Origin of the sequence: Streptomyces albiaxialis (genome assembly GCF_039530985.1) — a bacterium.
In the GTDB taxonomy this organism is placed as follows: domain Bacteria; phylum Actinomycetota; class Actinomycetes; order Streptomycetales; family Streptomycetaceae; genus Streptomyces; species Streptomyces albiaxialis.
Map to the genome: position 1 here is coordinate 737,312 of NZ_BAAAPE010000007.1, position 22,748 is coordinate 760,059.

The following is a 22,748-nucleotide window of genomic DNA, read 5'->3' on the forward strand; positions in this document are numbered from 1 at the left end:
CATCGATCCCGCCCAGGGCCACGGTCACCACCTTCCGGCGCGGGGCCGTCCGGCGCCCGCCTCCGCCCCCGGCTCTCAAGAACCTCCAAGGCTTCCCCCGGAAAACCCGCAATTCCGCCCGGATACTGGGGGAATGACTGCGACACCCGCGACCGTGCTGATCGTCGAGGACGAGCCGAGCATCGCCGACGTCCTGGCGATCACCCTGCGCTTCCACGGCTTCGAGGTCGTCACCGCCTCGGGGGCGCGGGCCGCCGTCACCGCGGCCCGCGAGACGCGCCCCGACGCCGTGCTGCTCGACATCGCCCTGCCGGACGGGGACGGCCGCCAGGTGTGCCGGGTGCTGCGCGCCGAGCGCGGGGACCTGGCCGTGGTGTTCCTCACGGCGAAGGACGCGCCGTCCGAGGTCATCCAGGGGCTGACGCTGGGCGGCGACGACTACATCACCAAGCCGTTCAACGTGGACGAGGTCGTGGCCCGGCTCCGCGCCGTGCTGCGCCGCACCTCGCCCTCCGCGGCCCCGGAGGCGCCGCCCGTGCCCCGCCCGCCGGTGATCCGGTACGGGGACCTGGAGCTGGACGAGGCCACGTACACCGTGCGGCGCGGCGGGCGCAGCGCGGACCTGACGCCGACGGAGTTCGCGCTGCTGCGGCACCTGGTGCGGCACGGGGACCGGATCGTGCCGAAGGAGCAGCTCCTGCGGCACGTGTGGCGGTACGAACACCGGGTCGAGTCGACGGTCGTCGAGACGTACGTCAGCTATCTGCGCCGCAAGCTGGACCCGCTGGGCCCGCCGCTGATCCGTACGCGCCGGGGCGTCGGGTACGGGCTGCGGCCCCTCCCGGACGCCCCGGGCCCGGGGGCCGGGGCGTGAGCGCCGCTCCGCCCGCACAGGCGTCCGAGAACGCGTCCGCGGGGCCGTGCCATACGGGGTCGCTGCGGGCCAAGATGACGGCCAGCGGCATCGTGATGCTCGCGATCGGCATCGTGGTCGCGACCTGCATCAGCCTGATGGGCGTCCAGCACTACCTCGTCTCGTCGATCGACGCGAAGCTGAAGTCGGCCCGTGAGCAGATCGGCCGCGTCGAACTGACCGTCGAGGACGTCAAGGCCTTCGCGTCCATGGCGGGTATGCGGGACGCGCTGAACCCGAACGTCGCGGAGGCCACGGACACCGACCCCACGGTCTTCGCGCCCGTCGACCGCCGGGGCAGGCCGATGCGGATGCTCGGCCACGAGCCCTCCGCGAAGCAGCGGGCCCTCGCGCGGGCCGTCGAGGAGCCTCTGGACCTGGTCCGGAACCCCGAGCCCGTCGACCTCCGCCCGGACGGCGACACCCCGTACCGCGCGACGGCGGTCCGGCTGGCCGACGGGCAGATCGTCCTCATGGCGACGGAGGTCGGGGCCGTCGGGGAGATCATGCACAAGGTGCTCCGGCTCGAACTCTTCGTCGGCGTCGCGCTGATGGCGGGGCTCGGCACCGCCATGTTCTACGTCGCGCGGCGCCGGCTACGGCCCATGGAGGACATGGTCGAGACCGCGTCCGCGATCGCCGAGGGCTGCGAGAAGCAGGGCGCCGCGGGCGGCGGCGCGGGCATCGACCTGTCCCGCCGCGTCGCCGCGGGGCGCGGCGGCAAGCACACCAGGGTCCTGGAGGTCGAACGCCTCCGCCTCGCGCTCAACGCGATGCTGCACCAGGTCGAGGCCGCGTTCCTCACCCGCGAGCACGCCACGGCGCACCTGCGGCGCTTCGTCGCCGACGCCTCCCACGAGCTGCGCACCCCGCTCGCGGCGATACGCGGCTACCTTCAGCTCTACGAGCGCGGGATGCTGCGCGACGAGGAGGAACGGGCCCGCGCGCTGGCCCGGATGACGGCCGAGACCGAGCGCATGGCCCGCCTCGTCGACGAGCTGCTCGCCCTCGCCCGCCTCGACCAGCGGCCCGAGCTGCGCCCCTGCCCCGTCGACGTCGCGCGGCTCGCGGAGGAGGCGCTGGCGGACCTCGCGGCCCAGCAGCCGGACCGCGAGATCGTGTTCGACCGGCCCGGGGGGACGGACGGGGCCGACGGCCCCGACGGAGCCGACGGAGCCGTGCTGGCCCTGGCCGACGAGCCCGTCCTGCGCCAGGTCGTCGGCAACCTGGTCTCCAACGTCCGCGTCCACACCCCCGTCGGGGCCGCCGTCCGCGTCTCGGTCCACACCGGGCCCGACCCCGCGCACGCGGGGCACGACATCTGCGTCCTCCGCGTCCAGGACGAGGGTCCCGGCATGCGGCCCGAGGACGCCGCCCGCGTGTTCGACCGCTTCTTCCGTACGGACGGGGCGTCCAGCGAGGGCAGTGGCCTGGGCATGTCGGTGGTCAAGGCGGGCGTCGAGGCGCAGGGAGGAGAGGTCCACGTCACGACGGCCCCGAACGCCGGCTTCAGAGCAACGGTCACCCTCCCGGCCCCACCCCGGTAAAGAGCCCAAGGGGCGCGGGGCTGTGTGTGATGTGCGGCTCCGCCGCGTGGGCGCACAGCCCGTCGGCCTAAGGGGCGCGGGGAACTGCGCGCCCAGCCACGACGCAGCCGCAGCCTGCGAAGCACGGCACGGGGCACCCCGAACCCAGCCCTCATATCCGGGTGCCCGGCGAAGGGGGCTGCGCTTGCCAGCCCTGCGCCTTCGCGCAGACCTCCCAAGCGCAACAGGAGGAGGGAGGAGCAGGGGCCTGCCCCAGCAGGGGCGCGCAGACCTCCCAAGCTTCGCGGGAGCGAGGGAGAAGTGGGGGTCAGGTTGAGGGGGAGGCCAGGCGGACTACGGTGACGTCCGACTCGGCGCCGACTCGAACCGGCGGCCCCCAAGCCCCCGCCCCCCGCGTCACGTAAAGCTGCGTGTCCCCGTACCGCTCCAGCCCGGCGACCGTGGGATTCGCCAGCTCCGCCAGGTACGGGCCCGGCCACAACTGGCCGCCGTGCGTGTGGCCGGAGAGCTGGAGGCCGACCTTCCAGTCCACGGCCTCGTGGATCTGGACGGGCTGGTGGGCCATGAGGACGGAGGCCCGCCCCGGGTCACGGTCGCCGAGGGCCTTGCGGAAGTCGGGACCGTCGCCCTGGTCCTCGCCCGCGACGTCGTTGACCCCGGCGAGGTCGAAGGCGGGGAGTTCCCGTCGGGCGTTCTCCAGCGGGTGGACGTTCAGCTCGCGCAGGTGGTCGACCCATTCGGCCGCGTCGCCGAAGTACTCGTGGTTGCCGGTCACGAAGAACGAGCCGTGCCGCGAACGCAGATGCCGCAGGGGCTCCGCGGCCGGGCCGAGGTCGGCGACCGAGCCGTCGACGAGGTCGCCGACGATCGCGACGAGGTCCGGCTGGGCGCTGTTGATCGTGTTGACGATGCGCTGGGTGTGGGCCTTGCCCAGTATCGGTCCGAGGTGGATGTCGCTGACCACGGCGATCCGGTACCCGTGTGCGGCACGCGCCAGCTTCGGCAGCGGCACGGTGACGTGCTTGAGCGTGGGCCCGTTCAGGACGCTGTACGCCCCGGATCCGACCGTCGTCGCCGCGGCGGCGGTGGCCCCCACGGCGAGCGTCCGGGCGAGGAAGACCCGGCGCGTGGGCGTACGCCCCGGCTCCTCCGGAGAGGAGGACGAGCCCGACGACGCGGACGCGGAATCGGGCTCCGGCTCCCGCTCCGGCTCGGGCGCCTCGTCCCGGTCCTGCTCGGCGGGGACCGGCGGTCCCCCCACCGCTCCCGCGTCCGGCGCGGCGGCGGCGCGCGCGGGGACGCTCCGCGCGCGGCGGACGATCAGCCGCACGACCTCGCCCACGAGCAGCGCCAGCACCAGATAGAGCAGCATCGCGAGCCACAGGAAGCCGGGCCACGCCAGCACCCGCTGCACGGAGAACGGCGCCCCGGCCCGGCTGCTGATCATGTTCGCGACGCTGACCAGCGGCAGCGCCACGACCAGCACGGTGCCCACCCGGCGCCACAGCCCGTCCGGCGCGGACACGTCGCGCACCAGCCGCCGCCACAGGTACCAGTGCACGGTCACCAGCAGGCCGACCGCGACCAGCGCGATCAGTACGAACACCGCGATCATCGCGGCCCCTCCCCTCGCATACGCCTCCCGTCCCCCACGGGCCTACGGCTGCCGCAGCGCCCTGAGCCCGCGCACCCCGATCACCCCGATCGCCGTCCCCAGCAGGAAGGAGGTGATGGCCAGCAGCAGATGGACCCAAAAGTAACCGGTCGGGTCGCCCGCATCATCGAACGCGAGTCCGCTGCTGTCTTTCCACAAGTTTTTGACAAAGGTGATCCAGACAAACCAGGACCAGACGCCAAAAGCCAACAGAAAGAGGGACACGGGCTTGCTCAGCCTGAGCCCCCGCGTGGTGGTGTCGTGCATGGCAGCAAGTATGGCGATGCCCTCCGTCCGTACCGGAGGAGGGGCCAAGCGGCCCAATTTCGCGGGGGCTCGGCGTCCCCTTACCCGCGCTGGCCCCGTACGCTCGCAGGGTGCCCATTTCTTCGCATTATTCAGCCCGCTTCCGTCACACCTGTGCGGTAAGCGTTCTCTCGGCCACGCTCGCCGCGTCCCTCGTCGTCGTCGCCTCTCCCGCCGCCTCCGCGGACGAGACGCCCGAGGGGAAGGGGAAGCAGCCGAAGCCCCCCGCGCAGATGTCCACGGTCGGCGGTTCGCAGCTCGGACGGCCCGGCACTCAGGTGAAGCCGAAGGCGGGCGCGCCCGCGCTGCCCAAGAAGCTGTCGGCACGCTCGTGGATCGTCTCGGACGCGGAATCGGGCAAGGTGCTCGCCTCGCACAACGCGCACTGGAAGCTCGCCCCCGCCAGCACGCTCAAGATGCTCTTCGCCGACACGGTGCTGCCCAAGCTGCCGAAGGACCGGCAGTACAAGGTCAAGCCGGAGGACCTGCAGGGCATGGGCGAGGGCAGCAGCCTGGTCGGCGTGAAGGAGGAGGAGACGTACTCCGTCCACGATCTGTGGCTCGGCGTCTTCCTCCGTTCGGGCAACGACGCGGTGCACGTGCTGTCCGCCATGAACGGCGGCGTCGACAAGACCGTGGGCGAGATGAACGCGAAAGCGCGTTCGCTGAACGCGACGGACACCCGCGTCGTCAGCCCCGACGGGTACGACCACCCGGGGCAGGTCTCCTCGGCGTACGACCTGTCCCTGTTCGCGCGCTCGGGCATGCAGAACGCGGACTTCCGGAAGTACGCGGCGACGGCCGACGCGAAGTTCCCGGGCGAGACGAAGAAGGACAAGAAGACGGGCAAGAAGAAGCGCGGAAGCTTCGGCATCCAGAACACCAACCGCCTGCTGACCGGCGACGTCGGCCTGGACCCGTACCCGGGCATCGCCGGGGTGAAGAACGGCAGCACCACCAACGCGGGCAGCACCTTCACGGGCGTGGCCGAGCGCAACGGGCGGGTCCTGCTCGTCACCGTGATGCACCCGGAGAAGGGTGACGGGCTGGAGGTCTACAAGGAGACGGCGAAGCTGCTCGACTGGGGCTTCGCGGCCGACGGCAAGGTCAGCCCCGTGGGCAGGCTGGTGGCGTCCGGCAGCGGGGCCGGCGCGCAGGCCGGGGGGCAGGCGGGCGGCACGGCGGACGGGAAGGCGGCGCACGCGTCGGCGAAGAAGGAGCCGTCGGGTGGGGCGGGGGTCGCGCTCGGCGTCACTGCCGGCTGCCTCGTCCTTCTGGCCGCCGTCGCCTACGCCGTCCACCGCCGCTGGCCCCTCACCCGCAACCGCCGCTGACCTCACCAGGGGGCTTGCCCCATAGGGGCGCGGGCCTGTGTTCAATGTGCGGCTCCGCCGCGCGGGCGCGCCCGGTCACAAGACCACGGGGCTTGCCCCATAGGGGCGCGGGGAACTGCGCGCCCAGCCACGGCGCAGCCGCAGCCTGCGGCGTGCGGGCGGGGCAGTCTCTAGTCGGTCTCTTCCTTCTCCGGCGGAGAAGAGGCCGTGGCGGTCCAGGCGGCGCACCAGAGGAGAAGTTTGGTCATGAAGCTGATCCAGAGAAGCAGGGCGATCGGCACCCCGAAGGCGCCGTAGACGCTCTTCGCGGCAACCCCCTTCAGATAGCCGCCCAGCAAAAGCTTCAGCAGCTCGAAGCCGATCGCCCCCTGGAGCGCCGCCGCCGCGGTGGCGGCACGCGGCGGCCGTACGCGCGGCAGCAGCGTGAGGACGTACCAGAGCAGGACGAAGTCCGCCGCGACGGCCGCCGCGTACGCGGCGAGCCGCAGCAGCACCGTGCCGACGCCGCCCTCGGCGAGTCCCATCCGCTCCGCGACCCACGTCACCGCCGTGATCGCGAAGGCGGACCCGCCGAAGGAGATCGCGCCGATGACGCCGAGCCCGCAGAGGATGCCGAGGTCCGTGGCCTTGCGGGCGAAGACGTTGCCGGGGTCCTCGTCCAGGTCCCACAGGGCCCGCAGGCTCTCGCGCAGGGTCCCCACCCAGCCGACGCCGGTGAACAGGAGCAGCGCGCCCGCGATGATCCCGACCGTGCCCGCGTTGTCGACCAGGTCCTGGATCTTGAGCTGGTCGGAGATGCCGGGCACCTGGTCGGTGAGGAAGTCCTGCGCCTTCCGCATCTGGGACTCGGTCAGCAGCGCGGCGCCGACCGCGGCGCCGACGGCGAGCATCGGGAAGAGCGCGAGGAAGCTCGTGAAGGTGATCGCCGCGGCCAGGCGGCTCCACTTCCGCTCGTCGAGGTGCTCGTAGACGCGCCAGACGCGGGTCCGGAAGAACCACGCGAAGAACGGTCCGATCCACGGCAGACTCGTCAGTTTCTCCACGTTGTCCCACCTTGCCGCCGGCATCCGTTCCATGCGTGACGGTCAGCGTACGCACTGTACGCGGTGAAACGTCCGACCTCAGTGGGCCGTGGCAGGGGGGCGGGCCGAGGAGACGCGGCGCTGGCCCGGCGTACGGCAGGCGACGGCGCCGACCTCCGGCACCTCGCCGCCCGCCTCGCCGCCGAAGGTGAACTCCCGCTGGAGCCGCCAGACGTGGTCCTCGCCCTGCTCGTAGAGCGCGAAGCCGCACGCCGTCCACTCGGCCTCGAAGTCGGCCAGCTCGGCGTAGGCCTCGTCCATCGCCTCCTCGGCGATGCCGTGCGCGACCGTCACGTGCGGGTGGTACGGGAACTGCAGCTCGCGGGCGAGCGGGCCGTCAGCGGCGCGGACCCGCTCCTGGAGCCAGGAGCAGGCCGAGCCGCCCTCGACGACCTGGACGAAGACGACGGGCGACAGCGGCCGGAAGGTGCCGGTGCCGGAGAGCCGGACGGTGAACGCGCGGCCCGCCAGGGCGACCCGCGCGAGGTGCTCCTCGATCTCCCCCCTGGCCGCGGCGTCGACCTCGGTCGGCGGCAGCAGCGTGATGTGGGTGGGGATGCCGTGGGCCGCGGTGTCGCCGAAGCCCGCGCGGCGCTCCTGGAGCAGGCTGCCGTACGGCTCAGGGACGGCGAGCGAGACGCCGAGCGTGACAGCCGACGACGGACCCGCCGCTCCTGTGCCCATCTCTTCTCCCTCCGCGCCCGCGTCAGCGCTTGGCGGGCAGGAAGCCCACCTTGTCGTAGACCGTGGCGAGCGTCTCCGCCGCCACGGACCTGGCCTTCTCCGCACCCTCGGCGAGGATGCGGTCCAGCGTCTCCGGATCGTCCAGATACTCCTGTGTACGGGTCCGGAACGGCGTCACCCACTCCGCGACGACCTCGGCGAGATCGGTCTTCAGCGCACCGTAGCCCTTGCCGTCGTACTTCTCCTCCAGTTCCGGGATTCCCGTCCCGGTGAGCGTGGAGTAGATCGTCAGGAGGTTCGAGACGCCGGGCTTCTCCTCCGGCGCGTACCGGATCACGGTGTCCGTGTCGGTGACCGCGCTCTTGATCTTCTTCGCGGAGGTCTTCGGGTCGTCGAGCAGGTCGATGATGCCCTTCGGCGTGGACGCCGACTTGCTCATCTTGACCGTCGGCTCCTGAAGGTCGTAGATCTTCCCGGTCTCCTTGAGGATGTACGGCTCGGGGACCGGGAACGTCGCCCCGTACCGCCCGTTGAACCGCTCCGCGATGTTCCGCGTCAGCTCCAGGTGCTGGCGCTGGTCCTCGCCTACGGGGACCTCGTGCGCCCGGTAGACCAGGATGTCCGCGGCCATCAGCGCGGGGTAGGTGAAGAGGCCGACCGTCGTGCTGTCGTTGCCCTGCTTCGCCGACTTGTCCTTGAACTGCGTCATGCGCGAGGCCTCACCGAAGCCGGTCAGGCACTCCACGACCCAGCTCAACTGGGTGTGCTCGGGCACATGGCTCTGCAGGAAGACCTTGCAGCGCTCGGGATCGACCCCGGCGGCGAGGAGCTGGGCAGCGGCCATCCGCGTGTTGGCGCGCAGCTCGGCCGGGTCCTTCGGCACGGTGATCGCGTGGAGGTCGACGACCATGTAGAACGCGTCGTGCGTCTCCTGGAGGGCCACCCACTGGCGGACGGCACCGAGGTAGTTGCCGAGGTGGAAGGAGCCGGCGGTGGGCTGGATTCCGGAGAGCACGCGGGGTCGGTCGTTGGCCATGCTGTCCATTCTCTCAGGTGTACAGCACCACCCGGGACCCGGTTTCCGCGGCCCGATGTGCGGTAGAAAGAGCCACCGGCCAGGCACGGAGAGAAACGGAGACCCCGTTATGTCCACTTCAGAACGGCTGATCGCCGCCGCTGACGCCCACAGCGCGCACAACTATCATCCGCTGCCCGTCGTCGTCTCCTCCGCCGAGGGCGCGTGGATGACCGACGCCGAGGGACGCCGCTACCTCGACATGCTCGCCGGGTACTCGGCGCTGAACTTCGGGCACCAGCACCCGCGCCTGATCGCGGCGGCGAAGGCCCAGCTCGACCGCGTGACGCTCACCTCCCGTGCCTTCCACCACGACCGGTTCGCCGCGTTCTGCGAGGAGCTGGCCGAGCTGTGCGGCATGGAGACGGTGCTGCCCATGAACACCGGCGCCGAGGCGGTCGAGACGGCCGTCAAGACGGCCCGGAAGTGGGGGTACCAGGTCAAGGGCGTCCCGCAGGGCAAGGCCAAGATCGTCGTCGCGGACAACAACTTCCACGGCCGTACGACGACGATCATCTCCTTCTCGACGGACGAGGAGGCCAGGGCCGACTTCGGGCCGTACACGCCCGGCTTCGAGATCGTGCCCTACGGCGACCTCGCCGCGCTCGACGCCGCCGTCGACGAGCACACGGTCGCGGTCCTGCTGGAGCCGATCCAGGGCGAGGCGGGCGTCCTGGTGCCCCCGGCGGGCTATCTGGCCGGGGTGCGCGAGCTGACCCGGGCGCGGAACGTGCTGTTCATCGCCGACGAGATCCAGTCGGGCCTGGGGCGTACGGGCGCGACGTTCGCGTGCGAGCACGAGGGTGTCGTCCCCGACATGTACGTGCTGGGCAAGGCGCTGGGCGGCGGTGTCGTGCCGGTCTCCGCCGTGGTCTCCTCGCGCGAGGTGCTGGGCGTCTACAAGCCGGGCGAGCACGGCTCGACCTTCGGCGGCAACCCCCTCGCGTGCGCCGTCGCGCTGGAGGTCATCGCGATGCTGCGGGAGGGCGAGCACCAGGCGCGGGCCAAGGACCTGGGCGCGCACCTGCATGCCGAGCTGGGCGGCCTCGTCGGGGACGGCGCGGTGACCGAGGTACGGGGCCGGGGCCTGTGGGCCGGCGTCGACATCGACCCCTCGCACGGCTCGGGCCGCGACATCTCCGAGAAGCTGATGGCGCGGGGCGTGCTGGTCAAGGACACGCACGGCTCGACGATCCGTATCGCGCCGCCGCTGGTGATCTCCCGCGAGGACCTCGACTGGGGCCTGGAGCAGCTCCGGGCGGTGCTCGCCGGCTGACGGCCGGAGCCCCCTCGTGCCCCGCACCCGGATGCGGGGCACGAGGGAGGTCGCCCCTTAGAGCGCGACCGGCCCAAGAGGGGCTGTACCTGATTTGCGGCTCCGCCGCGGGGCGCGACCGACGCAAGACTTCTGGGCTTGCCAGATAAGGGGCGCGGGGAACTGCGCGACAGGCCACGACGCGGGCGCGCCCCGCGAAGCACAGCCCGGGGCACCCCGAACCCGGCCCTGTACGCGGGGCACCCGGCGTGGGGGCTGCGCTTGCCAGCCCTGCTCCCCCAAGCTCTTCGAGCAGGGGGTACCCCCAATGGCAGACCTCCCAAGCGCGGACGGGGAGGGAACGGGGGCTGGCTCTTGTCAGTTGCTCAGGGGGGCGAGGGCATCGCACAGGGCTTCCAGGGAGGAGGGGAAGGCGTGGTCGGGTGGGGTGCCGTAGCCGACGACGAGGGCCGAGTGGGCGGCGCGCCCCGCCGGATGGCGAAACGCGCTCAGGACATCGGTCCCCACACCCCGCCGCACCGTCGCGGCCACCGCCGTGGACTCCGTCACCCCCGGCGAGAGTTCGAGCACCGCGTGCAGGCCCGCCGCGATGCCCGTGGCCCGTACGCGCGGCGCCCGCGCACCCAGCGCCGCGACGAGACGGTCGCGGCGCGACCGGTACCGCTGCCGCATGACCCGCACGTGACGGTCGTACGCGCCGCGGTCGAGGAAGTCGGCGAGCGTGAGCTGGTCCAGCGCGCCCGTGGACCACTCCGCGGGCGTCTTGGCGGCGAGCACGGCGTCCACGAGGCGGTCCGGCAGGACCATCCACGAGAGCCGCAGCGCGGGCGCGAGCGCCTTGCTGCTCGTGCCGAGGTGGACGACGTGTTCGGGGTCGAGGCCCTGGAGGGCGCCGACGGGGTTGCGGTCGTAGCGGAACTCGCCGTCGTAGTCGTCCTCCAGCACCACGCCGCCCGTCCGGGACGCCCAGTCCACGACGGCGGCGCGCCGGTCGGGGTGGAGGGAGGCGCCCGTCGGGTACTGGTGCGCGGGCGTGAGCAGCACCGCGCGGACGGCGGCGAGCGCCGGGTCGTCGTCGAGCGCGGAGACGCGGGCCCCGTGCTCGTCGAGCGGCAGCGCGCACGTACGGCCGCGTCCGGCGGCGAGCAGGTCGCGGTGGAAGGGGAGCCCGTGCTCCTCGACGGCGGCCTCGCCGGGCATGACGCGCGAGAGCAGCGTGATGCCCTGGGCGAAGCCCGCGCAGACCACGATCCGTTCGGGGTCGGTCCGTACGCCGCGCGCCCGCGCGAGGTAGTCGGCGAGGGCGCGCCGCAGCTCGGGGGTGCCCCGCAGGTCGCCGTGGCCGAAGGAACTGGCGGGCGCCGCCGTCAGGGCGCGGCGGGCGGAGGCGAGCCAGGCCTGGCGGGGGAACGCGGAGATGTCCGGGCCGCCGGTCCGCAGGTCGTGCGGGAACCGCTCGGCCCAGCGTTCGAGCCCGGCCGGGAGGGCGCGCACCGGGCGGCGGCCGGGGCGCGGGGGCGGCGTGGGCTCGGGACGCCGTGCGACGCGGGTGCCCGAGCCCTGGCGGGCGACGAGCCAGCCCTCGGCGACCAGTTCGCCGTACGCGCCGACCACGGTGTTGCGGGCCAGGCCCAGGTCGGCGGCGAGGGTGCGGGAGGCGGGCAGCCGGGTGCCGGGGGCGAGGCGGCCGGTGCGTATCGCGTCGCGCAGGGCGCGGGTGAGGGACGCGCGGGGGCCGCCGCCCGGGGTGAGGTCCAGGTCGAGGTGGAGGTCGCTCCCGCTCTCGCCGCCCGCCGCCCCGGAACCGCCCGCCGCCTCTGAACCCACCCCCGCTCCGGAACCGACCGCCGCCCCGGAACCGACCCCCGCCTCGGAATTGGCCCGTGTTTTCCGCATGGAAATGGACCATAGCGAGGACCCATTCCCGTCCTAGGCTCAGGGCCATGACCACTCACGCACACGGCCCGCGTATGAACCTCTGGAAGCTCGCTCCCGAGGTCTACGAGGGCATGTCCGCATTCCAGGCCGCGGCCTCCAAGGGGCTCGACGGCACCGTCTCCGAACTGGTGAAGATCCGCGCCTCGCAGATCAACCGCTGCGCGTTCTGCCTCGACATGCACTACACCGAGGCCCGCGAGCGCGGCGAGTCCCAGCAGCGCCTCGACCTGGTGACCGCCTGGAACGAGGTCGGGGACCTGTTCACCCCGCGCGAGCAGGCCGCGCTCGCGCTGACCGAGGCGATGACGGAGCTGACCGACGGCTTCGTCCCCGACGAGGTCTACGCACGCGCAGCCGAGCACTTCGACGAGACCGAACTGGCCCATCTGATCGCCCAGATCGTCGCCATCAACTCCTGGAACCGCTTCCAGGTGACGACGCGGGCCGTCCCGACGAGCCTCCAGCGCAAGGCCGGCGCATGAGCGCCCCGGCCGCGCGCTTCCGGTCCCTGCACGAGGGGCGTCCGTCGGCGGACGGCGGGCCGCTGGTCCTGCCGGGCCCCTGGGACGCGGCGAGCGCCCGCGCGTTCGCGGACGCGGGCTTCGCGGCACTGGCGACGCCGAGCCACGGGGTGTCGGTCTCGCTCGGGTACGAGGACGGCGCGTGCCCGGCGGACGAGATGTTCGCCGCCGTGGCGCGGATCGTCCGCGCCGTCGAGGTCCCGGTGACCGCCGACATCGAGCGCGGGTACGGGCTGCCGCCGCGCGAGATCGTGGAGCGGCTCCTGGAGACGGGCGCCGTGGGCTGCAATCTGGAGGACACCGAGGACGGCGCCCTGGTCGGCCCCGCGCACCAGGCCGACTGGCTGGCGGAGGTCCGTGCCGCGGCCGGGCCGGACGCGCTCTTCCTCAACGCCCGCGTCGACAGCTATCTGCGGGGCGCCACCGACCCGCTGGCCGACGCGCTGGAGCGGGGCAGGCGGTACGTGGAGGCGGGCGCCGACGGCGTCTACCCGATCGGCGCGCCCCCGGCCCACCTCAAGACGCTCGCGGCCGAACTGCCGGTGCCGGTGAACGCGATCAGCGTCCCGCAGACCGCGCCCCCCGCCGAGCTGGGCGCCGCGGGCGCGGCCCGCGTCACCTTCGGCGGCAGCCTCGCGATGAAGACCTTCGCGGGCGTGGCGGAGATGGCGGCGCAGATGGCAGCGGAGACGGCGGCGGAGCCGCCCGGGTGACCGGGGCCGCCCGGCCTCAGTTCTGGGGCGGTACCGGGGCCACCGTCAGGAGGGCCGAGAGAACGAGGACCGCGCCCAGGGCCGCCAGTTCGGCGGCGGTCGGGCGGAGCACCGCGCCGTAGGTCGTGCCCTTGTCGCGGCTCTTGACCAGGACGTGCCGGGCGAAGAGGGCGCAGACGGCGACGGCCGCGACGAGGACGAGCTTGGCGATGAGCGTACGGCCGTAGGCCGAGGAGAACGCCTGGTCGAGCGGGAGGCGGCGCAGGGTGCTGAAGGTGCCGGTGACGCAGATCGCGGCGAAGAGCCAGAAGGCGCGGCGGGCGTAGGCGGCGAGGAGGGCGCGGGCGGCGCCGGGTTCGCCGTGCCAGGCGCGCATGGTGCGCAGGACCTGGATGAGGCCGCCCGTCCACAGGATCGTCGAGGTGAGGTGGACCAGCGTGAGCCCGATGCCGATCGCGGGGGTGTTGGTCTCGGGGTGCGCCCGGAACGCCTCGCAGACGACGACACCGGCCAGCGGCACGCACGCCCACACCGGGCGCCGGTAGAACAGGAGCAGGGCGGAGAGGAGGAAGCCGTTGGCCTCCAGGAAGGCGATACGGCCGTCCCGCGTGCCGTAGATCTCGCTGAGCTGGGGCAGGCCCGCGGTGAGCGAACCGTCGCGGGCCGCGGCCATCGACGCGAGGCCGAGGGCGGCGATCATCCCGGCGACGGCCGCGTACGTGCCCCAGGGGCGGGGCGAGCGGTCGCCGAGACCGCCGGGCAGGGTGCGGGCGACGCCCCTCGCGAGCCGCTCCCCGGCGACCTCGCCGATCTGCACGCAGAGCGCGACGAAGAGCACGGAGCGCAGCACGGTCAGTTTGCCGCCCCCGGGTATCTGGAGGTCGTGCGTGCTGTTCGTGGTGATGTCGGTGCCCGTGAGCGCGACGACGGTGAGCACCGCCACACAGCCGAGGACGAGCACGGCGGGCAGATAGCGCCGTCTTCGGACAGCACGCTGTGCCCTGTGCCTGCCCTGCCGGGGGCTGGGGGCACCGGGGACGCGGGGAGACGAATCGGGCTGAGTCACGCACCCAATTCTGCCTGGGCCCGGCGCCGCGGTGACCGGCCGGTGCTCCGTACGCTCAGTCCTTCCCGATCCCCCACAGCCAGACCTTCCAGGTCTCCGGGTGGCCCTTGACCCACTTCTCCGCGGCGGCGCGCGGCGACATGCCGTCCTTGGCGATCATGCGGGCGACCTCGTTCTGGTCGTCCTCGCTCCACTGGAAGTTCTTGAGGAACTTCGCGGCGTCGCCGTCCTCCTTGCTGAAGTCCTTGTTGAGGTACTTCTTCAGCGGTGTCTCGGGGTAGCCGCAGGAGACGGTGCGCGGGTCGTCGTCGCAGCCCTCGTAGTGCGCGGGGAGGGGGACCTCCTTGAGCCCGGCCTCGGAGGCCAGCCAGTGCGGGCGCCACCAGTAGGTGAGGAAGGGCTCGCGCTTCGCGGTGCGCTTCCGGATCTCGGCGATCTGCGCCTTCTCCGAACCGGCGTACACCGCCTTGTAGTTGAGGCGCAGCGTCCGGATGAGTGTCTCGTCGTGGGTGAGGAACTCCGGCGAGCCCTCCAGGAGCTGCCCCTTGCCGCCGCTCTTCGCCGTGCGGAAGAGGGAGGCGTAGCGGTTGAGCTTCTTCCAGTCCGCGAGGCCGGGGTGCTCGTCGGCGACGTACTCGGGGACGTACCAGCCGATCTTGCCGGTGACGCCGACCTGCCCGGCGGAGACGACGGTGTCCTTCTTGTTGATGTACTTCTTCTCCAGGTCCGGGTGGCCCCAGTCCTCGAGAATGGCGTCCGCCTTGCCCTCGCCGACAGAACGCCAGGAATCCTTCTCGTCCATCCGGCGCACTTCCACGTCGTAGCCGAGTTTCTTCTCCAGCAGGTACCGGGCAACCGCGACATTCGCCTGTCCGCCCGTCCATGTGGGTTCCGTGAGGACGACGGATTTCTTTTCTTCCGCCGATTCTCCGGAACACGAGGTGAGGGTGACGGGGGCGAGTACCGCGAGTGCGACGGCTATCGTCCGGCGCGGGGATATGACAGACATGGTGCGCGTCGTTCCAGGTGGTGGGGGCAGTGGGCTGCCGAGGCTGGGCCCCCAAGATCATAACGGCCCCCGGAAAGCGGTGCTTTCCGGGGGCAGTCTGTGCACGGTCGGTCAGCGACGCGTCACTTCTTCTTCGGGATCCACTTCTTCCAGGTGGACTTGTTGTCCTCGATCCACTTCGCCGCCGCGTCCTCCGGGTCCATCTTCTTCCCGGCGATCATCTCGGCGACGGTGTTCTGGTCCTTGGTGGTCCACTTGAAGTTCTTGATGAACTTCGCGGCGTCACTGTCGCTGTCCGCGAAGTCCTTGTTCATGAACTTCTCGAGCTGGTTGGTCTCGTAGCCGCACTTGGCCTTCGACGCGGGGATCTCGCAGCCCTTGGTGTACTTCGGGAGCTTGACCTCGACCATGTCGATCTGGTTGTTCATCCACTGCGGCTCCCACCAGTAGGTGAGGAACGGCTTCTTGGCGTCGTAGAGCCGCTTCAGCTCCTTGAGCTGGGCCGCCTCGGCGCCCGACGGGATGTGCTTGAACTTCATCCCGAGGTTCTTGATCAGCTCCTTGTCGTGCTGGGAGTACGACGGAGCGGCGCCGATGAAGTGACCCAGGTCCCCGGACTCCGAGGTCTTGAAGTCCTTGTAGTGCTTGTTGAGGTTCTTGTAGTCCTTGACCACGTCGGGGTTCTTGTCCGCGTAGTACTTCGGCACGAACCAGCCGATGTGGCCGACGACGCCGAGGTCGCCGCCGGAGACGACGGTCTTCTTCTCCTCGACGTACTTCTTCTGCTTCTTCGGGACGCCGTGCCAGTCCTCGAGGATGGCGTCGGCCTTGCCGCTGTCGAGCGCGTCGAAGGCGACGGGCTCGTCCATCTGCTTGGCCTCGACCTTGACGTCCAGCTCGTCCTCCATGAGCTTCTTGACGACGGCCGCGTTGGCGGACGCGCCGACCCACGAGGGCTCGGCGAGGACGACCTTGTCGTCACCGCCGCCGCCGCTCTTGGTGTCCGCGGCGCAGGCGGACAGCGAGAGGACGCCGAGGGCGCCGATACCGGCGATGACGGTGGTGCGTATGCGCTTGGAATTCATGAGTGCTGTGTCTCTTCCTCTGGAGGAGCGGGGGGTGTCCTGGATGACGGGGGTCTTCACTCGCGGCCGCGGCGCACGCCCGGCTGGGAGAGCCGGTCGAGCATGATCCCGAGGCAGACGATGGCGACGCCGGCCGGGAAGCCCTGCGACAGGTCGCCCTTCGAGAGGCCCTGCACGACCTGGTAGCCGAGCGCGCCGCCGCCGATGAGGCCCGCGATGACGACCATCGAGAGCACCAGGACGACGCCCTGGTTCAGCGCGACGAGCATCGACTTGCGCGCCAGCGGGAGCTGGACGCCGAAGAGCTGCTGCTTGCTGGTGGCGCCGAGCGACGTGGACGCCTCCATGGCGGCCGGGTCGACCTGGCGCAGCCCCTGCGCGGTGATGCGGATGACGGCGGGCGCGGCGTAGATGACGGCGGCGAGGATGCCGCCCGTCCGGTTCTGGCCGACCAGCGCGATCACCGGGATCAGGTACACGAACTGCGGCATCGTCTGCATCGTGTCGAGCACCGGGCGCATGATGCGCTCGGCCCGGTCGACGCGCGCGGACAGGATGCCCAGCAGCACACCGACGACGAGGGTGAGCAGCAGACCGGCGAGGACCTGCGAGAGCGTGTCCATCGCGACGTCCCACAGCCGCATCCAGCCCACCAGGGCCAGGCAGACGACGCCCGCGACCGAGGCGCGCCAGGAGCTGACCAGCCAGCCGATGACGGCGACGAGGACGGCCAGCGCCCACCACGGGGTGGCGAGCAGCCCGTCGCGCAGCGGGTTGAGGATGTAGTCCGTGAAGCCCTCGGCCCAGGTGAACGTGCCGCCGAGGACGGGGATGCCGGAGCCGAGGTGGTCGGTGAACCAGTTGACGGCGTCGTCGATCGAGTTCGACCAGTCGACGGTCCAGCCCTCGGGCCACTCGCTCTCGCCGAGCGAGGAGCCGATCGCGGCGAAGAGGCCGACGAGCACGACGATCCCGCCCCAGACGGCCTTGCGCGCCCGGTCCGCGGTCTTGGAGACCCCGGCCTTGACGACGTCGTCGAGGCGCTCGCCCGCGGCGGCCGTCGTACGGTCCAGCAGCACGGCGATCAGCACGACCGCGATGCCCGCGATCAGCGCCTTGCCGATCTTCAGCGCGCCGAGCGCCTGGTAGATCTCGTCACCGAGACCGCCGCCGCCGATCAGCGAGGCGAGGACGACCATGGACAGACACATCATGATCGTCTGGTTGAGGCCCAGCATCATCTGCTTGCGGGCCAGCGGCAGCCGGGCCGTGAAGAGCCGCTGCCGGGCGCTGGCGCCCAGCGAGGTCGCGGCCTCCATCGCGGCGGGGTCCGCCTGGCGCAGCCCCAGTGAGGTGAGGCGGGCCATCGGCGGAGCCGCGTAGATCACGGTGGCCAGCAGCGCGGAGGGCACGCCGACGCCGAACATCAGCAGCAGCGGCAGCAGGAACGCGAACGCGGGCATGACCTGCATCGTGTCCAGTACGGGCCGCAGGATCTTCTCGAACCGGTCGGAGAGGCCGGAGGCGAGGCCCAGGAGCAGGCCGACCGCCGATGCGGCGATCACGGCGCCGACCATCAGGGCCAGCGTCTCCATCGTGGGCTCCCACACGCCCAGCACGCCGCAGACGATGAACACGCCGAGGCCGGTGAGGCCGGTGCGCAGCGCCCGCTTGGAGAGGTCCGCGCCGCCGGCCGCCCAGGCGATGAGGGTGCCGACGACGGTGACGCCGACGTAGCCCATCGAGTCGAAGAGGCTGACCAGCGCGTCGTAGGAGCCCTCCGCCGCGTTGCTGAAGTGCAGCAGGAAGTAGAGGAAGAGCCAGTGCGTGTCGCGGTTGTCGACGAGCCAGTCGTCGAGGTCGTTCAGCGGCGTCTTGACGTCGGCCGTCAGGGAGCCGGGCCAGGAGGCGTTGTCCAGGGCCACGGCGCTGATGACGACGACGAGGACGGCCGCCGCGAGGAGCATGGCGCGGGGGCTGCCCAGGAAGCGGTTCAGCAGGCCGTTGCCCTCGGGCGGGGTCGGCGTGCCGCCGTTCCCCGTCTTCGGCGCGACGGGCTTCGCGGGTTCGCCCTTGGCGAGGGTCGGGGAGCTCATATCAGGCCCCCCTGGCCAGGATGGGGGGTGCTCATACCGTGGCCACCTCCCGCTCGGTGCCCTCGCCCGCGTCGCCGTTCTCGTCGAGGCGGGCGACGACGGTGAGGAGCGCGGCGTAGTCGACGATGCCGACGGTGCGGCCGTTCTCCACGACGCGGCAGTGCTCGCCGCTGCGGGCGACGGTCTCGATCGCGTCGGAGACCAGGGTGTCGGGGGCCAGCTCGGTGCCGGTGGTCGCCTCGGGCGCGTCGGCGTCGACGGGACGCATGGCGCGGCGCACGGAGATGACCTGCTCGCGGGGGACGTCGCGGACGAAGTCGCGGACGTAGTCGTCGGCCGGGTTGGCCACGATCTCCTCGGGGGTGCCGAGCTGCACGATCTGCCCGTCGCGCATCAGCGCGATACGGTCGCCGAGGCGCAGCGCCTCGGACAGGTCGTGGGTGATGAAGACCATCGTCCGGCCCTCCTCGCGGTGCAGCCGGATGACCTCCTCCTGCATGTCGCGCCGGATCAGCGGGTCCAGGGCGCTGAACGGCTCGTCGAAGAGCAGGACCTCGGGGTCGACGGCGAGGGCACGGGCGAGGCCGACGCGCTGCTGCTGGCCGCCGGAGAGCTGGCCCGGGCGGCGCTCGCCGAGCCCTTCGAGGCCGACCTTCTCGACCATCGTGGCGGCCTTGGCGCGGCGCTCCTCCTTGCCCATGCCCTGGATCTCCAGGCCGTAGGCGACGTTGTCGATCACCGAACGGTGCGGCAGGAGGCCGAAGTTCTGGAACACCATCGCGGCGCGGTGCCTGCGCACCTCGCGGAGCTGTTCCTTGTCCATGCCGACGACGTCCTCGCCGTCCAGGATGATCTCGCCGGAGGTGGGCTCGATCAGCCGGGTCAGGCAGCGGACGAGGGTGGACTTGCCGGAGCCGGAGAGGCCCATGACGACGAAGACCTCGCCCTTGTGGACGTCGAAGGAGACGTCGCGGACGGCCGCGGTGCAGCCGGTCTTCTCGCGCAGCTCGGCCTGGGAGAGGCCGGTGAGGGAGGAGTCGCCGGGGATCCGGGAGGCCTTCGCGCCGAAGACCTTCCACAGACTGCGGACGGAGAACACCGGGCCGCCGCCCGTATCGGCGGGGCTGGTCTCGGAGCGCTCGGTGCGGGGCTCGGACATCACGCAACACCTCCCGGTGCCGTCGTCGAATGGGGTCGGATGAGATCGGCCGCCTTCTCGCCGACCATCAGGACGCCGATCATCGGGTTGACGGCGGGCATGGTCGGGAAGACGGAGGCGTCCGCGATGCGGATGCCCTCCAGGCCGCGGACGCGCAGCTCGGGGTCGACGACCGCCAGCTCGTCGGAGACGGCGCCCATCCGGCAGGTGCCCGCCGGGTGGTAGACGGTGTGCGCGACCTTGCGCGCGTACTCGCTGATGTCCTCGTCGGAGGTCACCTCGGGGCCGGGCGCGACCTCGCGCTTGAGCCACTTGGCGAACGGCTCGGCCTGCGCGACCTTACGGGCGAGCTTGATGCCGTCGACCAGGGTCCGGCCGTCGTAGTCGCCCTCGTCCTCGAAGTACTTGAAGTCCAGCGCGGGCTTCACCTCGGGGTCGGCGGAGGTGAGGTAGACCCGGCCGCGCGAGCGGGACTTGGGGATGTTCGGGGTCATCGACACGCCGTGCTCGGGGCGTTCGTAGCCCAGCCGCTCGGGGTTGTCGGTGAAGGGGATCTGGTAGAAGTGGAACATCAGGTCGGGGCCCTCGTGGTTCGGGTCCCGGCGGACGAACAGTCCCGCGTCGGAGTCCATCGCGGAGTTGCCGGGGATGGGCCCGTTGGTCTCCCAGACGATGACCGACTCCGGGTGGTCGATCAGGTTCTCGCCCACGCCCTGGAGGTCGTGGACGACGGGTATCCCGAGCGCCTCCAGGTCCTGCTTGCGGCCGATGCCGGAGTGGTTGAGGAGGCGGGGGGTGTCGATGGCCCCGGCGCAGACGATGACCTCGCGCGCGGCGGTGAGCAGCGTCTCGGTGCCGTCCTTGGCGCGGACGTGGACGCCGGTGGCGCGCTTGCCGTCCAGCTCCAGCCTGTACGCCCAGGTCTCCAGCAGGATGTGCAGGTTGGGGCGGTCGCCGGCCTCGATGTGCTCGTGGAGGTAGGCGACGGAGGCGGAGGAGCGCTTGTTGTCCTCCGGGTGGTACGAGAGGTCGAAGAAGCCGACGCCCTCGTGGAACGGCTTGTCGTTGAAGCCGACGACCTCGGGGATGTCCAGCGCGTCCTTGGCGGCGTCGATCCAGTCCTGCGCGATGGCGTTCTGGTCCTTCTTGGCGACGCGCACGATGTTGTTGCGCAGCTTGCCGAAGTAGGGGTCCATGGCCTTGGCGCCCCAGCCCTCGGCCCCGGCCTTCTCCCACTCGTTCCAGTCGGAGGGGAGCGGCTTGAAGGAGATGAGGGTGTTGTGCGACGAGCAGCCGCCGAGCACCTTGGCGCGGCTGTGCAGGATGTGCGAGTTGCCGCGGGGCTGCTCGGTCGTCGTGTACTCGTAGTCGTACTCGCCGCCGAGCAGGCCGAGCCACTTGCGCAGCGTCAGCACCTCGGGCTTGTCGATGTCGGTGGGGCCGCCCTCGATGAGGGCGACGGTGACGTCCGGGTCCTCGGTGAGGCGCGCGGCGATCACCGATCCGGCCGTTCCACCACCGACGATCACGTAGTCGTAGCGGGACATAGGGGTCTTGCTCCTTGGGGGGTCGAGCTTCACGTACACGGGGGCCGCCGGGCCCGGGGTCCGGTGCGGTCGGCGCGGGTCGGTCAGCCCGCGAACCACCTGACGGGCGCGGGGCGCAGGTTCTCGTACACGTGCTTGGTCTCGCGGTACTCGGCCAGGCCATGAGGGCCGAGTTCGCGGCCGACGCCGGACTTGCCGAAGCCTCCCCACTCGGCCTGCGGCAGGTACGGGTGGAAGTCGTTGATCCACACGGTGCCGTGGCGCAGTCGCGCGGCGACGCGGCGCGCGCGTGCCGTATCGCTGGAGAAGACGGCACCTGCGAGGCCGTACTCAGTGTCATTGGCAAGCGTTACAGCTTCGTCCTCCGTGCTGAAGCTCTCTACAGTCACGATTGGACCAAAGGTCTCCTCGCGGACGACCTTCATGCCGCGGTGGCAGTTGTCGAGGACCGTGGGGGCGTAGAAGTAGCCGCCCTCGGGCCGTACGGCCGACGGCTCGGGGCGCTTGCCGCCGCTGCGCGGCACGGCGCCCTCGGCGAGCGCGCTCGCGACGTACGCCTCGACCTTCTCCAACTGCTGCTGGGAGACGAGCGGTCCGCACTCGACGCCGTCCTCGGTGCCGCGGCCGAGCTTGATGCGCTCGGCGCGGGCGGCGAGCTCGGCGACGAAGCGCTCCTTGACGGACTCCTCGACGATCAGCCGGGCGCCCGCGGAGCAGACCTGGCCGCTGTGGATGAACGCGGCGTTGAGGGCCTGGTCGACGGCGGTGTCGAAGCCCTCCTCGGTGGCGCAGGCGTCCGCGAAGACGACGTTGGGGTTCTTGCCGCCGAGTTCGAGGGCGACCTTCTTGGCGCCCGCGATCGCGGCCGAGCCCGCCTTGGTGCCGCTGACCAGGCCGCCGGTGAAGGAGAACAGGTCGACGTCCGGGTGCTCGGCCAGCCGCTGCCCGACCGGGAGGCCCGCGCCGGTCACGATGTTCGCGACGCCGTCCGGGAGTCCGGCCTCGACCAGCAGCTTGACGAGGTGCACGGTCGAGAGGGGGGTGACCTCGCTGGGCTTGATGACGAAGGTGTTGCCCGCCGCGAGCGCCGGGGCGACCTTCCAGCTCGCCTGGAGGAGGGGGTAGTTCCAGGGCGTGATGAGCGCGCAGACGCCCACGGGTTCGTGGACGACGACGCTGTGCACGTCGGCGCTGCCCGCGTCGACGACACGGCCGCCGGACTCGTTCATGACGAGGTCGGCGAAGTAGCGGAACGCGGCCGTCACGTCGTCGACGTCGACGCGGCCCTCTTCGAGGGTCTTGCCGGTGTCGCGGGACTCCAGCAGCGCGATGTCCTCGCGGTCGCGCTGGAGCAGCTCGGCGACGCGCCGCAGCAGCGCGGCACGTTCGGCGGTCGGGGTCTGCGGCCACTCTCCCTCGTCGAACGCGCGGCGGGCCGCGGCGACGGCGGCGTCGGTGTCCTCCGTGCCGCCCTCGGCGACCACGGTGAGGATCGTGGCGTCAGCGGGGTCGAGGACCTCCCGCGTGCCGCCCGACGTGGCGGTGCGCCACACACCGCCTACGTGAATGCTCTCCAATACGGACACCTTGGGTACTGCCTTCCATAACCGAAATGTTCCTCGCCATGCCCCTGGGCAGATGGCAAGACCGACACCTGCCCCCGCTCTCCGATCTCATGTCTGGAATTCGCTAACAAGTGGGCTTCGTCACTGGCCGAAGTGCGCGGGGCGGGGGTGCAACGTA

19 protein-coding genes are annotated in these 22,748 nt (G+C 71.6%); 6 read left to right on the forward strand and 13 right to left on the reverse strand.

Going from position 1 to position 22,748, the window contains the following annotated elements; all coding sequences use genetic code 11:
• Nucleotides 1-133 precede the first annotated feature (133 nt).
• Together ABD343_RS14395 and ABD343_RS14400 are read left to right on the forward strand one after the other, a co-directional pair.
• Nucleotides 134-874, forward strand: coding sequence for a response regulator transcription factor (locus tag ABD343_RS14395; RefSeq protein ID WP_344527864.1), 741 nt, complete (start codon nt 134-136; stop codon nt 872-874).
• On the forward strand, nt 871-2,460 hold the full coding sequence (locus ABD343_RS14400; RefSeq protein ID WP_344527866.1) for a sensor histidine kinase: 1,590 nt from the start codon (nt 871-873) through the stop codon (nt 2,458-2,460). Before ABD343_RS14395 ends, ABD343_RS14400 begins: the two co-directional genes overlap by 4 nt.
• A gap of 307 nt (nt 2,461-2,767) precedes the next feature.
• Here ABD343_RS14400 and ABD343_RS14405 read toward each other — a convergent pair whose 3' ends face one another.
• Nucleotides 2,768-4,075, reverse strand: coding sequence for a metallophosphoesterase (locus ABD343_RS14405; RefSeq protein WP_344527868.1), 1,308 nt, complete (start codon nt 4,073-4,075; stop codon nt 2,768-2,770).
• Between the two features lie 42 nt (nt 4,076-4,117).
• A complete protein-coding gene (locus ABD343_RS14410; protein WP_344527870.1) occupies nt 4,118-4,381 on the reverse strand; it encodes an SCO4848 family membrane protein in 264 nt (87 codons plus the stop codon).
• Between the two features lie 116 nt (nt 4,382-4,497).
• Between ABD343_RS14410 and ABD343_RS14415 the strand changes: the two genes are divergently transcribed.
• Nucleotides 4,498-5,754, forward strand: a complete 1,257-nt coding sequence (locus tag ABD343_RS14415; RefSeq protein WP_486387850.1) for a D-alanyl-D-alanine carboxypeptidase family protein — start codon at nt 4,498-4,500, stop codon at nt 5,752-5,754.
• Between the two features lie 170 nt (nt 5,755-5,924).
• Here the strand turns inward: ABD343_RS14415 and ABD343_RS14420 are convergent, their stop codons facing one another.
• The 3 genes from ABD343_RS14420 to trpS all read right to left on the reverse strand — a co-directional run bounded on the left by ABD343_RS14420 (nt 5,925) and on the right by trpS (nt 8,556).
• A complete protein-coding gene (locus ABD343_RS14420) occupies nt 5,925-6,797 on the reverse strand; it encodes a YihY/virulence factor BrkB family protein (RefSeq protein WP_344527874.1) in 873 nt (290 codons plus the stop codon).
• A gap of 78 nt (nt 6,798-6,875) precedes the next feature.
• Complete coding sequence (locus ABD343_RS14425) at nt 6,876-7,520, reverse strand: 2'-5' RNA ligase family protein (protein ID WP_344527875.1); 645 nt, start codon at nt 7,518-7,520, stop codon at nt 6,876-6,878.
• A gap of 22 nt (nt 7,521-7,542) precedes the next feature.
• On the reverse strand, nt 7,543-8,556 hold the full coding sequence (gene trpS, locus ABD343_RS14430) for a tryptophan--tRNA ligase (RefSeq protein WP_344527877.1): 1,014 nt from the start codon (nt 8,554-8,556) through the stop codon (nt 7,543-7,545).
• Nucleotides 8,557-8,665: 109 nt separating this feature from the next.
• Between trpS and rocD the strand changes: the two genes are divergently transcribed.
• The gene (gene rocD, locus ABD343_RS14435; protein ID WP_344527879.1) at nt 8,666-9,871 is read left to right on the forward strand and encodes an ornithine--oxo-acid transaminase; all 1,206 of its coding nucleotides are present in this window, start codon (nt 8,666-8,668) and stop codon (nt 9,869-9,871) included.
• A gap of 357 nt (nt 9,872-10,228) precedes the next feature.
• On the opposite strand, the gene pdxR is transcribed toward rocD, so the two are convergent.
• Nucleotides 10,229-11,767, reverse strand: a complete 1,539-nt coding sequence (pdxR, locus tag ABD343_RS14440; protein ID WP_344527881.1) for a MocR-like pyridoxine biosynthesis transcription factor PdxR — start codon at nt 11,765-11,767, stop codon at nt 10,229-10,231.
• Between the two features lie 47 nt (nt 11,768-11,814).
• Here pdxR and ABD343_RS14445 point away from each other — a divergent pair, with 47 nt between their 5' ends.
• Both ABD343_RS14445 and ABD343_RS14450 read left to right on the forward strand, forming a co-directional pair.
• Nucleotides 11,815-12,291: a carboxymuconolactone decarboxylase family protein gene (locus ABD343_RS14445; protein WP_344527883.1), complete on the forward strand. Its 477-nt coding sequence runs from the start codon at nt 11,815-11,817 to the stop codon at nt 12,289-12,291.
• On the forward strand, nt 12,288-13,043 hold the full coding sequence (locus ABD343_RS14450; protein WP_344527885.1) for an isocitrate lyase/PEP mutase family protein: 756 nt from the start codon (nt 12,288-12,290) through the stop codon (nt 13,041-13,043). Before ABD343_RS14445 ends, ABD343_RS14450 begins: the two co-directional genes overlap by 4 nt.
• 16 nt (nt 13,044-13,059) lie before the next feature.
• Here the strand turns inward: ABD343_RS14450 and ABD343_RS14455 are convergent, their stop codons facing one another.
• The 7 genes from ABD343_RS14455 to ABD343_RS14485 all read right to left on the reverse strand — a co-directional run bounded on the left by ABD343_RS14455 (nt 13,060) and on the right by ABD343_RS14485 (nt 22,591).
• A complete protein-coding gene (locus tag ABD343_RS14455) occupies nt 13,060-14,109 on the reverse strand; it encodes a CopD family protein (protein ID WP_344527887.1) in 1,050 nt (349 codons plus the stop codon).
• 55 nt (nt 14,110-14,164) lie between these two features.
• Complete coding sequence (locus tag ABD343_RS14460) at nt 14,165-15,118, reverse strand: ABC transporter substrate-binding protein (protein ID WP_344527889.1); 954 nt, start codon at nt 15,116-15,118, stop codon at nt 14,165-14,167.
• Between the two features lie 122 nt (nt 15,119-15,240).
• Nucleotides 15,241-16,203 (reverse strand): glycine betaine ABC transporter substrate-binding protein, encoded by a 963-nt coding sequence (locus ABD343_RS14465; protein WP_344527891.1) that lies wholly within the window; start codon nt 16,201-16,203, stop codon nt 15,241-15,243.
• A gap of 56 nt (nt 16,204-16,259) precedes the next feature.
• Nucleotides 16,260-18,299: an ABC transporter permease gene (locus tag ABD343_RS14470; protein WP_344527893.1), complete on the reverse strand. Its 2,040-nt coding sequence runs from the start codon at nt 18,297-18,299 to the stop codon at nt 16,260-16,262.
• Between the two features lie 31 nt (nt 18,300-18,330).
• Nucleotides 18,331-19,458, reverse strand: coding sequence for a quaternary amine ABC transporter ATP-binding protein (locus ABD343_RS14475; RefSeq protein WP_344527895.1), 1,128 nt, complete (start codon nt 19,456-19,458; stop codon nt 18,331-18,333).
• Nucleotides 19,458-21,005 (reverse strand): GMC family oxidoreductase, encoded by a 1,548-nt coding sequence (locus ABD343_RS14480; RefSeq protein WP_344527897.1) that lies wholly within the window; start codon nt 21,003-21,005, stop codon nt 19,458-19,460. The genes ABD343_RS14475 and ABD343_RS14480 overlap by 1 nt, the downstream gene beginning before the upstream one ends.
• 83 nt (nt 21,006-21,088) lie before the next feature.
• Nucleotides 21,089-22,591 (reverse strand): aldehyde dehydrogenase family protein, encoded by a 1,503-nt coding sequence (locus ABD343_RS14485; RefSeq protein ID WP_344527899.1) that lies wholly within the window; start codon nt 22,589-22,591, stop codon nt 21,089-21,091.
• Between the last annotated feature and the right edge of the window lie 157 nt (nt 22,592-22,748).

What these genes read in the sequence shown, in the direction of transcription:
- trpS (WP_344527877.1), bottom strand. Translation starts at nt 8,556, where the DNA reads ATGGCCAACGACCGACCCCGCGTGCTCTCCGGAATCCAGCCCACCGCC.
- rocD (WP_344527879.1), top strand. Translation starts at nt 8,666, where the DNA reads ATGTCCACTTCAGAACGGCTGATCGCCGCCGCTGACGCCCACAGCGCG.
- ABD343_RS14460 (WP_344527889.1), bottom strand. Translation starts at nt 15,118, where the DNA reads ATGTCTGTCATATCCCCGCGCCGGACGATAGCCGTCGCACTCGCGGTA.
- ABD343_RS14450 (WP_344527885.1), top strand. Translation starts at nt 12,288, where the DNA reads ATGAGCGCCCCGGCCGCGCGCTTCCGGTCCCTGCACGAGGGGCGTCCG.
- ABD343_RS14410 (WP_344527870.1), bottom strand. Translation starts at nt 4,381, where the DNA reads ATGCACGACACCACCACGCGGGGGCTCAGGCTGAGCAAGCCCGTGTCC.
- ABD343_RS14465 (WP_344527891.1), bottom strand. Translation starts at nt 16,203, where the DNA reads ATGAATTCCAAGCGCATACGCACCACCGTCATCGCCGGTATCGGCGCC.
- ABD343_RS14470 (WP_344527893.1), bottom strand. Translation starts at nt 18,299, where the DNA reads ATGAGCTCCCCGACCCTCGCCAAGGGCGAACCCGCGAAGCCCGTCGCG.
- ABD343_RS14395 (WP_344527864.1), top strand. Translation starts at nt 134, where the DNA reads ATGACTGCGACACCCGCGACCGTGCTGATCGTCGAGGACGAGCCGAGC.
- ABD343_RS14480 (WP_344527897.1), bottom strand. Translation starts at nt 21,005, where the DNA reads ATGTCCCGCTACGACTACGTGATCGTCGGTGGTGGAACGGCCGGATCG.
- ABD343_RS14475 (WP_344527895.1), bottom strand. Translation starts at nt 19,458, where the DNA reads ATGTCCGAGCCCCGCACCGAGCGCTCCGAGACCAGCCCCGCCGATACG.
- ABD343_RS14445 (WP_344527883.1), top strand. Translation starts at nt 11,815, where the DNA reads ATGACCACTCACGCACACGGCCCGCGTATGAACCTCTGGAAGCTCGCT.
- ABD343_RS14425 (WP_344527875.1), bottom strand. Translation starts at nt 7,520, where the DNA reads ATGGGCACAGGAGCGGCGGGTCCGTCGTCGGCTGTCACGCTCGGCGTC.
- pdxR (WP_344527881.1), bottom strand. Translation starts at nt 11,767, where the DNA reads ATGCGGAAAACACGGGCCAATTCCGAGGCGGGGGTCGGTTCCGGGGCG.
- ABD343_RS14405 (WP_344527868.1), bottom strand. Translation starts at nt 4,075, where the DNA reads ATGATCGCGGTGTTCGTACTGATCGCGCTGGTCGCGGTCGGCCTGCTG.